Source organism: Candidatus Darwinibacter acetoxidans, assembly GCF_041936445.1.
Classification (GTDB): Bacteria; Bacillota; Limnochordia; order Darwinibacteriales; family Darwinibacteriaceae; genus DTU010.
In genome coordinates this window covers 18,201-30,983 of sequence record NZ_JBHGXH010000186.1, presented here as the reverse complement: position 1 = coordinate 30,983, position 12,783 = coordinate 18,201, and the positions used below count along the sequence as shown (strand labels likewise).

9 protein-coding genes are annotated in these 12,783 nt (G+C 61.7%); 1 reads left to right on the top strand and 8 read right to left on the bottom strand.

The window, feature by feature from the left end:
• Positions 1-191: 191 nt before the first annotated feature.
• From ACE4YL_RS06965 to ACE4YL_RS06935, 7 genes are read right to left on the bottom strand one after another with little or no spacing between them, the layout of a single operon-like run.
• Positions 192-1,898: a sugar phosphorylase gene (locus ACE4YL_RS06965; RefSeq protein WP_461360366.1), complete on the bottom strand. Its 1,707-nt coding sequence runs from the start codon at positions 1,896-1,898 to the stop codon at positions 192-194.
• Between the two features lie 18 nt (positions 1,899-1,916).
• Positions 1,917-3,878 (bottom strand): glycoside hydrolase family 125 protein, encoded by a 1,962-nt coding sequence (locus ACE4YL_RS06960; protein ID WP_461360367.1) that lies wholly within the window; start codon positions 3,876-3,878, stop codon positions 1,917-1,919.
• Between the two features lie 10 nt (positions 3,879-3,888).
• Positions 3,889-4,980, bottom strand: a complete 1,092-nt coding sequence (locus ACE4YL_RS06955; RefSeq protein WP_461360368.1) for an ABC transporter ATP-binding protein — start codon at positions 4,978-4,980, stop codon at positions 3,889-3,891.
• 15 nt (positions 4,981-4,995) lie between these two features.
• Complete coding sequence (locus ACE4YL_RS06950; RefSeq protein WP_461360369.1) at positions 4,996-5,817, bottom strand: carbohydrate ABC transporter permease; 822 nt, start codon at positions 5,815-5,817, stop codon at positions 4,996-4,998.
• Positions 5,818-6,681: a carbohydrate ABC transporter permease gene (locus ACE4YL_RS06945; protein WP_461360370.1), complete on the bottom strand. Its 864-nt coding sequence runs from the start codon at positions 6,679-6,681 to the stop codon at positions 5,818-5,820.
• A gap of 52 nt (positions 6,682-6,733) precedes the next feature.
• Positions 6,734-7,993 (bottom strand): ABC transporter substrate-binding protein, encoded by a 1,260-nt coding sequence (locus tag ACE4YL_RS06940; RefSeq protein WP_461360371.1) that lies wholly within the window; start codon positions 7,991-7,993, stop codon positions 6,734-6,736.
• Between the two features lie 51 nt (positions 7,994-8,044).
• Positions 8,045-9,088, bottom strand: coding sequence for a LacI family DNA-binding transcriptional regulator (locus ACE4YL_RS06935; protein ID WP_461358569.1), 1,044 nt, complete (start codon positions 9,086-9,088; stop codon positions 8,045-8,047).
• Between the two features lie 258 nt (positions 9,089-9,346).
• Between ACE4YL_RS06935 and ACE4YL_RS06930 the strand changes: the two genes are divergently transcribed.
• Positions 9,347-11,482, top strand: a complete 2,136-nt coding sequence (locus ACE4YL_RS06930; RefSeq protein WP_461358568.1) for an HD domain-containing phosphohydrolase — start codon at positions 9,347-9,349, stop codon at positions 11,480-11,482.
• Positions 11,483-11,574: 92 nt separating this feature from the next.
• On the opposite strand, the gene ACE4YL_RS06925 is transcribed toward ACE4YL_RS06930, so the two are convergent.
• The gene (locus tag ACE4YL_RS06925; RefSeq protein WP_461360372.1) at positions 11,575-12,465 is read right to left on the bottom strand and encodes a peptidase associated/transthyretin-like domain-containing protein; all 891 of its coding nucleotides are present in this window, start codon (positions 12,463-12,465) and stop codon (positions 11,575-11,577) included.
• Positions 12,466-12,783: the final 318 nt, after the last annotated feature.

The following is a 12,783-nucleotide window of genomic DNA, read 5'->3' as shown; positions in this document are numbered from 1 at the left end:
GCCAAGGACTTGATGGAAGCAGCATCTGCCCTTGATTTAGAACTACGCGACGAAGAAGCTGAGGAGCTGGAGGGGGAGCTGAAGCGCCTTGCGCCCTTGAGCTGGCGCGGGCAGAGGAGGCAGGGCCAGCTCTAGCCCTTTCTAGAAAGGAACAAGCCGCTGGTGGGTGGGTCCGCCAGCGGCTTGCGGCTTTATGGCCGGCTTTTCAGCCAAAGTATTTCGTAAGGTTCCAGTGTGAGGGGCTGGTCCAGGGCAAAGGAGCGCCCGGTGAGAAGGTCCACCGCCTCCGGCGCCAGGTCCGGGGAGATGCCGGCGAGCTTTCTCCGCTGGGTTGTGCCGGTCACATTGATCAGGCAGAGGATGGCTTCTGGTCCTTGGCCCCGGAGCACCGTGAATAGTTCGGGGCCCAGATCCAAGATGCGCTGGGGGGCGTTGGGATGAAAGGCGGGCTGGCTGCGGCGGGTTTTCAGCAGCTTGCCAAAGCCCGTGAAGACCAGGCTGCGCAGGGAAGCGGGATCGGCCAGCTCCCGTTCCAGCTGGGCCCGTTCCAGCTTTTGCCGGTTGATCCGCCGCTTGATCCCAGAACTGGCATAGCCTTCCCAGTAGTTTTCGGAACCGAGGAGGCTGTGGATGTAGATCCCGGGTACGCCCTGGAGGGAGAGGAGGATGGCGTGGGCCGCCAAAAAGCGCTTGGCTTTAAGCTCCGGGCTCTCTTCGGGATGGGAAAGGGCGTTGAGATAGCTGATATTCAGCTCATAGGGGCTGAGGCTTCCCGCGGGGCTGTTTCGGTAGGAGATCAGCCCGCCGTGGGCCTGCGTTTGGTCCAGGAGCAGCTGCAGTTCCGCTTCTTCCAGGATGCCCTGCACCGGCAGCAGCCCGATGCCATCATGGGAGGCCAGGAAGTTGAAAAAGCTGGTCTTTTTCGAGCACGGTTCTAAGGACGCGGCCCAGGCGGTGAGCTTGGAGGCGTCCCCCGTGAGGAAGCTGTAGAGGGTGAGGGGCGGCAGGGGGAACTGGTACACCAGATGAGCCTCGTTTGTTCCATCGCCGAAGTAGGAGATGTTGTCCCGGTGGGGTACGTTGGTTTCCGTGATCAGGAGCGTTCCAGGCGCCGCCTGATCCAGCACCGCCCGGAAGATCTGGATAATCCAGTGGGTCTGGGGCAGGTGCAGGCAGCTGGTGCCCAGCTCCTTCCAGAGAAAGCCCACCGCGTCCAGGCGGAGGTAGCGCGCCCCCTTTTTAACGTAAAAGAGGAGGAGCTCCACCATCTTCAGCAGCACCTCGGGGTTTTTGTAGTTGAGGTCGATCTGGTCTGCGCTGAAGGTGGTCCAGAGATGCTTTTCCCCCTGGCTGGTGACAAACGGCGTGAGCAGGGGCAGCGCCCGGGGCCGGATGACCTGGGAGAGGTCTGCCCCTGGATCGCAGGTGATGAAGAAATCCTGGAAGGCGGGATCCCCCGCCAGGTATTTTTGAAACCACTGGCTTTGGGCGGAGATGTGGTTGACCACCGCATCGAACATCAAATCGAAATCCTGGGCCAGGTCGGAGATGTCCGCCCAGCTCCCCAGCTGATCACTGACCTGCCAGTAGTCGATGACCGCAAAACCATCGTCGGAGGAATAGGGGTAAAAGGGCAGAATGTGGATGGCGGAAACAAGTCCGGTCAAAAAGGAGCGGGCAAAGCGCGCCAAGGACCGCAGGGGCGCTAGGCCCTCTTCCACAATGGAATCCCCGTAGGTGATGAGCACCACATCCCGTTCCCGCAGCCAGTCTGGGCCGGGGGTGCGGGGTTCTCTTTGGAACTCCTCCACCAGGCGCACAAGGCGCCGGTGGGCTTTTCGGCCCTCCTCTTCTCCGTAGAGTAAACGCAGTTTTTCTGCTACAGCAAATAGGTCCATAGACTCCTCCAGATTTCCTTAGTTGTGGTTTTCATCCTTCCCGTGCAGCTTCAGAAGTTCCAGTGCTAGGGCGGCACCGGGCCAGGAGAACCAGTGCCTGCTCGCCACCTGGCCCGTTGCGGCGCTCACCGCTTCAGGCAGCAGGCCATCGGCCTGCAGAAGCACCAGGAGCTTGTGCAGGACCCTCTGCCGCAGGGCGGCATCGCCTGTGGCTCTGGCCAGGATCAGAAGCTGCACATCCCCTAAGGGCCAGGGGTGGGGCGTATGGATGGAACCCAGCCCGCCAAACTTGCCCGGGTAAAAGCCCCCTTGGTTAGCCGGGGAAAAGGCGAATTCCATGGTGTTTTGCCACAGCTCGTCTTGGGGGTGGCAGAAGCCCCATTCCGGACCGAGCACAGTGGGCAGATCGTTGGCGTCGTGGTAAAAGAGCTTCTCTCCCCGCCGGTCCACCGCATAGGCAAACAGGCGGCGGTTGTGCAGCTCCGCGGCGAAAGTGCGCCGGATCTCCGCCTGCAGCCGCCGGCGGAGGGCGGCAAACTTCGGCTTCGGTCCGCAGCAGGCCTCCCGTAGGTAGTCAAGGGCCTCCAGGGCCCGCAGCCAGAGGATCTGGGAAGAAAAGTGGTAGGGAAGGTCCAGGGCGTCATCTGCCGGCGTTTCCTCCGTGGGCAGCAGCAGACTACCAGGCTCGGCCAGCTTCAGCAGTTCCCCCACCAGTTTTTCCGCCTGGGGGGTTAGCTCTCGGACCAGGGCGGCATCGCCAAAGCTTTGATGGTGCTCCGCCAGCTCCAGCAGGGGATAGCACTGCTGATCAAGCTGGAAGCTGGCATCCTTGCGGGCCCCGGTGGCCAGGTGGGAGCGGGCCCAAAAGGGGGTGCGCTCTGCCCTGCCAAACAGCCAGCGCAGGTGCCCCCGGCAGATGGTGCGGATCCGGCGGCGCTGGGCTGGAGTGAGCTCAGCCTGGTACGCCGTGTAGTACTCCCTAAGGAGGCGGAGCTGGTAATAGGCGTCGCGGTTCCAGGAGAGGGGCAGGAGCTGATGGTCCGTGAGCACACAGGCCCAGTCATCCAGCTGCACGGTGCAGCAGGAGAGGATGTAGTCAAGATTGCGCATGATCACATAGGCCCAGGGATCCTCCTTGGCCCGCTGCACAAGACTTGCTGGGAAGCTGTCCAGTTTGGCCCGGAGGGAAGCTAAAAGGTGTTCAGGCCCCAGTTCCAGTGGTTGAACAGCCTCCGCGAGCTGGTAGCAGGCCACCGCGATCTTGTTTTCGCCCGGTTGGAGGGTGGCCCGGTAGACCTCCCGCCGGTCAGCCCTTTCCACCAGCTGCTGGGGGGCATCGCCCCAGAGCCGGCCCCGCAGCTCGCCGGGGAGTGCCCGGTCCTGGAGGAGGAAGGTGCCCGCTGCCTCCCAGCAAAAGCGCGGTTCTGGAGCGGGGAGGGGGATGGGGCCGCCCTCCGTGAGCTGGCCGTAGGCGGCGCGGCTCAGGCCCGCCGCGGCGCTGAAGTGGAAGGCAACACTCTTCACCTCATCCGTGGCGTTTTCCCACAGCAGCACCTGGAACAACGCGGGTGCCTCCGGGCCCTGGGCCCAGCTCCCCGCGGTCAGGCGCACGCCATCCACTTCGCCCTGCACCAGGGGCACACAGCCCCCGAGCCAGCTGTAGGTGAGGTCCTTGACCTCACCCCAGGGGAAGAGGCCGAATCCCGGGCCTTCCAGGTCTGCCTGGGCCCGGCGGTACTGGCGCACGAACTCCGGCTCAAAGTATTTGTCCGCGGGAAACGGGGGCAGGGTGTTCACCACCATCCAGCCGTGCTGGGCATGGTAAGCACTGAGGGAGCGGAGCTCACCCAGCCTCCCCAGGCTGGCGGCGAGATAGCCGCAGCCGGTATCCAGCGGTTTATCAAGGTTTTGCTTGTACAGGGGCACAGCAGGTGCTTCCCGCAAAAGGGCAGTGAGGGTGTTCTTGAGCTGTTCGTACATACCTTTCTCCTCAAGCGGTAATGGCCCAGCCCGTCTCCGGGTCGAAAAAGCGCAGCTTATCTTCCTTCCAGCGTAGCCCGCAGGCCTGGCCCACCTGCACCGGGGCAGTGGGGGGCACAGACACCTTCAGGGCCCGCTCCGGGGTGTCCACGGTGAGCAGCTTGTGATCCCCCAAGAGCTCCACCACGCCCACGGTGCCCTGGGCCGCGGTTGCTTCGGCCTCGGCGGCCAAGACCACTTCGATGTTCTCCGGCCGCACACCCACCACCACTTTCTTCAGCTTGCCCACCTGTTCCCAAAGGGCCGGGGGTACCGGGGCGGTGAACGTGCTGCCCCGGATGAGGAGCTGGCCGCTTCGGCCCTGCGGCTCTCCCTCCAAGAAGTTCATGGGCGGCGTGCCGATGAAGCTGCCCACAAAGATGTTGGCCGGGTGATCGTAGATCTCCATGGGCGGCGCACACTGCACAAGGCGGCCGTTTTGCATCACCGCGATGCGGTCCCCCAGGCTCAAGGCCTCCACCTGATCGTGGGTGACGTAGATGGTGGTGGATTCGATCTCCCGGTGCAGCCGCTTGAGCTCCGCCCGCATCTCCAGACGCAGGATGGCATCGAGGTTGCTCAGGGGTTCATCCATGAGCAGGACCTGCGGTTCGATCACCAGACTCCTGGCCACCGCCACCCGCTGGCGCTGTCCGCCGGAGAGCTGGGCGGGATAGCGGTCCAGCAGGCTGTCTAGGTGCAGGAGCTTGGCCATCCGCTCCACTTTAGCCTTGATCTCTTCCCGCGGTCGGCCCTGGATCTTGAGGCCGAAGCCGATGTTGTCCGCCACGCTCATATGGGGGAAGAGGGCGTAGCTTTGGAAGACCATGCCGATACCCCGGGCCTTGGGGGGAAGCTCGGTGACATCCCGGGGGCCGATGTAGATCCGCCCCTGATCCACCTTTTCCAGGCCGGCGACGCACCTTAAGGTGGTGGTCTTCCCGCAGCCGCTGGGCCCCAGAAGGACCATGAACTCCCGATCCCGTACGGTCAGGTTCACATTGTCTACCGCCACCACGTTTTTGAAGCGGCGCACCACTCGTTCTAAGCGCAGTTCAGCCACGGGTAGTATCTCCTCTCACTTGTTGATCGCAACTCCCCACATATGCAGGAGCCGCTTGCGGATGATGAAGATGAACACTAAAGCGGGGAGGGTCATGAAGAAGCCTCCGGCAAACCTGAAGTTGAGGGGTGAAGCCTCCAGGGTGGCCATGATGTGCGCGGGCAGAGTCCTGTTGCGCAGGGTGAGCACGGAGGAGGCGTAGACCTCGTTCCAGGACACCACAAAGGTGAAGATGGCCGCGGCCACCAGGCCCGGGGTAACCATGGGCAGGCAGATGCGCACAAAGGCGCCCAAGCGGCTGCAGCCCAGGGTCATGGCGGCTTCCTCCAGGTCGTAGGGGATCTTCATGAACAGGCTGGCGGTGGTCAAGACCACAAAGGGTAGGGCCAGGGTGACGTGCATCAAGGACACGCCCAGGAGCGTATCGTACAGCCCCAGGTTGATGTACATGATCGCCAGCGGTATGGCCAGAAGCGATGTGGGGAACATCCGGGTCATGAGAATGCCCAGGCGGAAAGCTTCCCGGCCCCGAAAGCGGAAGCGGGAGAGGGCATACCCCGCGGGCGCACCGATGAGCAGCGAGATCAAGATGGTCAAAAGCGCCACCAAAATGCTGCGCAGGGTGGCCTCCATCACTCCATGGGCCTTGGCGAAGTAGAGGAAGCTCTCCAGGGAAAGCTCCCGGGGAAGGAAGGAGCGGGGCCAGCTGTACAGCTCGCTGCGGCTGGTGAAGGCCGCCAGGGTGATCAGAAGCAGCGGCAGCAAGGTCCAGATGGCCAAAAGCAATGCTCCGCCGTAGAAAAGCACTTGGGCCAGGCCGCGTTTTCTGCGCTCCATCTACATCACCCCCAGCTGCTCTTCCTTGGTGCGCAGCAGCACCAGGTAGCTCCAGGTGACCAAGACCGAGAGCACCATCAGCAGCAGAGCATAGGCTGAAGCTATGTACTCATGGCGGATAATGGCGTACCAGTGGAACGACTCGGAAGCCAAAACAGGCAGGAGCCGCCCCGCCAGGACCACGATGGGCCCGAAGACCTGGAAGGCCAAGATGGTGCGCATGATCAGGGCCGACTGGATGCTGGGCTTGAGCAGGGGCAGGATCACCAGGCGCACCTTCTGCCACCAGCTGCAGCCGAAGATCTCCGCGGCCTCCAGGTAGTCTTTGGCGATCATCTGCAGGCCGGAAAGGAGAATGACCATCACCAGCGGCGTGGCCCGCCACACTTCCGTGATCACCACCGCAGCCACCAGCCACTGGGGGCTGCGGCTGGAAAGGTACAATATGGGCCTTTCGATAAACCCCAGATTCTGCAGGAGGCTGTTGAGATAACCCCGCTCGGTGAAGATGGACAGCCAGATCAGCCCCGCGGCCAGATCGGAAATCCCCAGGGGAATCGCGTAGATGTACAGCAGGGCGGTGGAGCCCCGGCCCTGTTTGTTGATGATCAGCGCGGCCAGGAAGGCCAAAACCAGCTGGGCGGGGATGATCAGCAGGGCCAAAAGCAGCGTGTTCTTCAGCGCATCCGGGAAGTGGATATCGGTAAACAGCCTCTGCCAGTGGGCGAGGGTGAACCCGCCTCCCCGGGCGCGGAAGGCCGTGCCCACAACCTGCACCAAAGGCACAAAGAAAAAGAGCACCAAAAAGAGCAGAGTCGGGGCCAGCAGGAGATAGGATAGTTGAACTTTGCGCAGTATTCTCACCATTTACCCCCCTAAGAAGGGGAAGAGGCCCAGGGCCCCTTCCCCCTCAGCCTTACGGCTGTGGATAATCAGCTCCCGTGTCCTCAAACAGCTCCCGCAGGCGGGCTCCCTGGCGGGCCAGCACTGTCTCGATGTCCTGTCCCCGCAGGACGATGGCCTCAAAGGCATCCTTGAAGGTGGGGACATACTCGCCGTCCCGGGCGCCTAGGCCCACGGGCAGCAGCGAGACTAAGGCATCGGGGGCGCTGGCTTGGGCGGCCACCGCATCGGCCAAGAGCTTGTTGGCCCCCTGGGGCACATAGCTGGCGGCTTCCACCGTGGTGGGGAAGAAGCCTGTTCCTTCCAGGACTATGACCTGCGTTTCGGGGTGGGTGAGGTGGTCAATGAGTCGCCAGGCCAGGTCGAAGTCCTGGACACCCTTGGGGATCCCCAGGCCGTTGATCACCGTGATGAAGGCCCGCCCGTAGGGACCGGCTGGGGAGGGGAAGAGGACGAAGTTGTCCGGGAACTCCCGGATGGCCGGGCCTAGGCGCGCGGTGTGATCCCAGGCCACCCACACTTCCTCCAGGAGCAGGGGATCGGCCATGTTCTCGTAAATGGCGGAGCTGGGATGGACATAGTCCCAGAGCTCCTTGAGGTACGACCACATGCTCACCGCATCAGGCGAGTCGAACTTCTGCACCTGGTGGCCGGTGAAGGCGGGGTAGAGGTAGCCGTGGAGCATGCGGCCGAAGAGGCCCTGGGGACCGGCGGGCAGGCCCAGCTTGGCGCTGCCGGTGGCTTCATAGAGGTTCTTGGCCCACTCCAGGAGTTCCGCGTAGGTCAATGCCCCCACATCGGCACCTTCCGGCAGGTAGTCCAGGGCCTTCTTGTTGGCGGCCATGAGGTAGGTGGCCTGGGTCCAGGGCACGTAGATCTGCTGGCCGTCCACCTGACCCAGCTTCACCAGCTCCTCGATGAAGGTGCGCCCGGGCAGGCTCTGGGGATCCGGCAGTTCCATGGGAATTCCCTCCGCCAGCAGGGCGGGGAAATCACCGTGCAGGGTGCCGAACACATCCGTCTCGAAGCGGCCGGTTCTGGCCTCCGCCTGCAGCCGGCTGAAGAAGGGCGCGTATTCTTCCGCGATCATGTTCACCTGGATGCCTGTCTCGGCCACAAAGGGGGCCAGCACCTGCTCGCGGAAAAACTGCTGTTCCTCAATGGGCCTGAACTGCGTGCTGGCGAAGTTCAACGTTTGGGCTGCGGACGCGCCGGCCAGAAACACTAACGCGCTCAGCAGCAGGAGAACCGAAAACGAACGGGACAGTTTCATACGCTTTTTCCTCCCTCTCAAGGTTGTTGATTTCTGGTTACCCCTCCTTAGTTAACCCCTGTTCATCCCTCCTTCCGCTGCCCTGGGCCGTTTTCCCAGGTCCTGAACGGATTGACCCCTCACGAACTGGTAGGGCAGCTCGCGCTTGGGTTGGCGAACTTCACCCCGTTCCATCTGCTCCAGGAGGATCTGGGCGCTTTCCTGGCCCACCTGGAAACTGGGTTGGGCCAGCGTGGCCAGGCGGGGGCTCACCAGGCTGGCCAGCTCGATGTCGTCAAAGCCGCAGACGGAAATGTCCTCCGGCACCCGCAGGCCCGCTTCCTGCAGGGCCTGCAGGGCGCCGATGGCCATCAGGTCGCTGAAGGCATAGATGGCGGTGGGCAGCGGCCGCCCGCTGGCCACCAGACTGGCAGCTGCTTGGTAACCCGATTCCACCGAGTAGTCGCCTTCGATGATCCGGGCTTCATCCAACTGCCGCTGGGCAGCTAGATAGGCCAGGCGCACCCCCTGGAGGCGCTGGCGGCTGATGGTCAGATCCCCCTCGGGGCCGGTGATCACCGCGATATCCTCATGGCCCAGGGCAAAGAGTTCCTGCATCACCTGGAAGCTGGCCTCCAGGTTGTTGATGTACACGCAGGGCACATCCGGTTCGGTGGAATACCCGTAGGCCAGAACGTAGGGGATGCCCAACTCCCGTACGGCCATCAGGTATTCACTGGAGATGTGGGGCGAACTGAGCACCAGGCCGGCCACGGGGTAGCTGCTCAGCTGGCCCAGGAACTTGATCTCATCGGACACACCCCCGTCGCTGTCGAAGACGATCATGGGCAGGTCGTGCACCCTTAAGACGGACTGTACGCCTTTGATCATCTGAGCCAGGGTGGGGTTGAGCACGCTGGAGACGAACACGGCCACAGCTTTGCGTCCATTGTCTGCCCTCTCCTTGAGCGGTGTGTAGCCCAGTTCCCGGGCGATCATGAGCACCCGCTGCCGGGTGGTTTTGCTCACCAAGGTGCTGTCGTTGAAGACTCGGGAAACGGTGGCGGGTGAAACGCCGGCTTTTCTGGCCACGTCATAGATGGTAACTGCTGCCATATGCTTACCTCCGAATTGTTCTTTCCTTCATACCCATTTAACACTTTACGCCGCGAAACCTGAAACTCCTTCCATGGTTTCAAAAAAGTTTCAAAGTTTCAGTAGGGGTTTCAGAAAGGAGCAGAGGGGGAAAGGGCCAGGTCAGAGGGGCCAAACAAAAATTGGTGGGGGCCCACGTGAAAAGATCTGGCGCAGAAGGCGCAGGGCTTGTAAAATAAGGAAAAATGGGATGCTTGTCCGTGAGAGGCGGTGCTGGAGATGATCAATTCCCGGGGCGAGCGGGATAGTCTGTTCTTCTATGTTTTGGAACAAATGCAGGGCATGGTACACCTCTGTGAGCTGCACACCAAGCGCATCCTCTACGCCAATCGCCTGGCCCAGGAGGAGCTGGAGCTTCAAGAAGGGCAGGCCTGCTGCCGGGAGGGCAGCCCCCATGCCCAGGCCTGCGGCTGCCGGAGTACCGGACAGCTTCTAGCCCATCCTGAACAGGTGATTCACGATGCCTGGTACAACCCGAAAACCCTGCGCTGGTATGAGCGGCACATGCAGCTCCTGGAGCTTGCCGGTGGGCGCTTGGCCCGCCTGGAGCTGTCCTTTGCTGTGAACACCCTGAGCGGTTTGGGGGAGGGAGCCTACTGGCGCCTGATTTTGGAGTCCATCGGCGATGGGGTAATCGCCACCGACGGTCAAGGGGTGGTCACCATGATCAACCCCCAGGCGGAAAAGCTGACCGGGTGGGACCGCACCAGTGCTGTAGGGAAGAAGCTGGGGGAAGTGTTTCGCACCATCAACACCCAAACCCGGCTGCCCGTGGCTGACCCCGTGGACAAGGTGCTGGCCACAGGACAGATCGCAGGTCTGGCCAACCACACCAGCTTGCTTTCCAGGGATGGGGTGGAGTACCAGATCGCAGATAGCGCCGCTCCGGTTAAGGATTCAGAAGGCCGCATCCACGGGGCCATCCTCGTCTTTCGGGATGTCTCTGAGGAATACCGCCAAAGGGAGGCGCTGCGCCGCAGTGAAGAGCGCTTCCGTACCCTGGTGGAAACTTCCATCAACGCCATCGCCCTCCATGAGATCATCACCGACGAAGAAGGGCGCCCGGTGGATTACCGCTTCTTGGAAGTGAACAGGGCCTTTGAGCAGCTCACCGGCCTTAGCGCGGACAAGCTCATCGGCCGCACCGTCTTGGAAGTGCTACCCGGTACCGAGCCGTTTTGGATCGAAACCTACGGCCGGGTGGCCCTCACCGGAGAGCCTGCGGAACTGGAAGACTTCAGCCGGGAGCTGGGCAGGTACTACTCCGTGCGGGCCTACAGCCCCAGGCCCGGGCGGTTTGTCACCGTGTTTGAGGATATCACCGAGAGGCGCCTGATGGAAAACAGGCTGCGGGAAATGGTCTACCGGGATTTCCTCACCGGGCTGCACAACCGCCGCTACTTGGAGACCCAAAAGGACAGGTGGGAAGGGGAAGAAAACCTGCCTTTGAGCGTGGTGATTGGCGATCTCAACGGGCTGAAGATCATCAACGATTCCATGGGCCACCAAAAGGGCGATGAGTACCTCCAGCAGGCCGCGGAGATTTTCCAGGCCGTGTCCAGGCCGGGGGATTTGGTGATCCGCTGGGGCGGCGATGAGTTTGTGCTCCTTCTGGCCCGGACTGATGCTGAGGAGGCGCAGCAGATCTGTGCCCGCATCGATGAACTGAGCCTCCAAAGCGGAGCCGCGGCCTTGAGCATTGCCTTGGGGTCGGCCACCAAAGCCACCACCGAAGAGACCTTAGCCGATGTGCTGCGGGAAGCGGAATCCAGGATGTACCAGCAGAAGATCAGCAGCGCCCAAAGCCGCCGCAGCGCGCTGGTGCTCTCTTTGCAGCAGGCCCTGGCGGAAAAGAGTCATGAAACGGAAGAGCATGCCCGCAGCCTGCAGCGCCTGGCGGTGAGCCTAGCGCAGCGGGTGGGCCTCTCCGATGCCGAGGTGGTTACCGTATCTTTGGTGGCCCTGCTCCACGACATCGGCAAGCTGGCCATCTCCGAAAGCATCCTGGATAAGCCCGGGCCCCTGAGCGAGGCGGAATGGGAGGCCATGCGGCGCCACTGCGAGATCGGCCACCGGATTGTTGCCTCTTCACCGGATCTTGTGGATGTGGCGGTGGGCGTGCTCCACCACCATGAACGGTGGGATGGCAAGGGCTATCCCCGGGGGCTGAAGGGTGAAGAGATACCCATCGCTTCCCGGATTGTGGCCCTGGCCGATGCCTTTGACGCCATGACCAGCGACAGGCCCTACCGGGCCGCCTTAAGCCTGGAAGAAGCCAAGGCGGAAATCGCCCGCCAGGCGGGCCTCCAGTTTGACCCTTACTTGACCCAGGAATTCTTGGCGATGCTTCCTTAGACCGTGGGAAAAAGCCGCCATGGGCAAAAAAGCTGAGAGCCGGAAGGGCCGGCTCTCACTAGAGTATAGTTTACTTTTTGGATTCCATCTGCCTAGGGGCGGTAGAAAACCGTGACCCAACCTGCGTAGGCGAAGAGGTAATAGCCATCCTGCTGGAATTCAGCCCCAAGGTACCAATCCAAATCTTGCTCTGCGGTTCCCTCGCTGAGCTCGCCATCGAAAGAAAAGGTTGTTCCGGTGAAGTCATCAGTGCTACCAAGATAGGTGTCGTCGAAGGTGTAGAAATAGAGGTAGTACAGAAGGTTATCCACCTCTCGGTCATAGGGGCTGATCTCCACTTCGTACGGGAAACCTGAAATCTCTTCTCCATCGGTGGGCTTTTTTAGTCTGAGACCGTAGCTGTACAGGTCCAGATCCGGCAGAAAAGCTGGCTCTAGGGGTACGTAGATGTAGACCCAACGGAGCAGATCGTACTCCTCCTGCTCCTCGCTGGTGAAGCTGTCGGGAACGTAGGTGCTGATCCAGACTTCCTCCCCTGGGTACTTGTCTAAGGGGATTTTAAACTCGCCGTTTTCATCTGTGAGGATTTCCTCAGTGCCCGACTCGCCGTATTCAACGGTCACAACCACTTCTCGGCCGGGGGGCTCGCCTGCAATGGAGACCCGGCCGATTATTTTCCCAGTAACACCTGTGAAGATAGCTTGAGGCTCTTGTTTGGTCACCGCGGCCTCTTTGGGCTGAAAGGCATAGCCTTCCTTCCGGGGTATGATGGTGACCGTGCCCTTGGCCTCAGTCTCCCAGTAGCCCTGTGCGTCCGTGGTGATCGTACCGCTGGAACCGCCGCTGAGGACCAGCTCCACCCCTTCGATGGGATTTCCTTCATCATCGAAGATGTATCCGCTGGCGGTGTAAGATCCGCTGCCAGCGCACCCGGCAAGGAGCAAAGCGCCAATGAGGAGCAGCAGCCAAAAAGCGCGCTTCATCTGTCACGCCTCCTTTTCTCCTCACCTTGTTTCAACGCTCTTCCCAGCTACTAAGGTTCCGGAACCGCAATGCTTTTCCAGACCCACCCCCTTGCAGCCACTTCTAATCGTCCCAAAACTCTTCTTTACGCCCTTGGATTCCTCCTAATTTTGCCAATGCCCCGGAGGGGAGAGAAAAGGCAGGCCGCCCAAGCGGTGGCTGACATCCCTGGGCTTCCCGTGTGCTGCACTGGTCCCCGCTCGGCTGATCCAGCGGCAATCTGGGGAAGGGATGGGCCGAGTATTAGTAGCTGGTCTGACCTTGTTTGACAATAACAG

What these genes read in the sequence shown, in the direction of transcription:
- ACE4YL_RS06930 (WP_461358568.1), top strand. Translation starts at nt 9,347, where the DNA reads ATGATCAATTCCCGGGGCGAGCGGGATAGTCTGTTCTTCTATGTTTTG.
- ACE4YL_RS06935 (WP_461358569.1), bottom strand. Translation starts at nt 9,088, where the DNA reads ATGGCAGCAGTTACCATCTATGACGTGGCCAGAAAAGCCGGCGTTTCA.
- ACE4YL_RS06940 (WP_461360371.1), bottom strand. Translation starts at nt 7,993, where the DNA reads ATGAAACTGTCCCGTTCGTTTTCGGTTCTCCTGCTGCTGAGCGCGTTA.
- ACE4YL_RS06950 (WP_461360369.1), bottom strand. Translation starts at nt 5,817, where the DNA reads ATGGAGCGCAGAAAACGCGGCCTGGCCCAAGTGCTTTTCTACGGCGGA.
- ACE4YL_RS06925 (WP_461360372.1), bottom strand. Translation starts at nt 12,465, where the DNA reads ATGAAGCGCGCTTTTTGGCTGCTGCTCCTCATTGGCGCTTTGCTCCTT.
- ACE4YL_RS06960 (WP_461360367.1), bottom strand. Translation starts at nt 3,878, where the DNA reads ATGTACGAACAGCTCAAGAACACCCTCACTGCCCTTTTGCGGGAAGCA.
- ACE4YL_RS06965 (WP_461360366.1), bottom strand. Translation starts at nt 1,898, where the DNA reads ATGGACCTATTTGCTGTAGCAGAAAAACTGCGTTTACTCTACGGAGAA.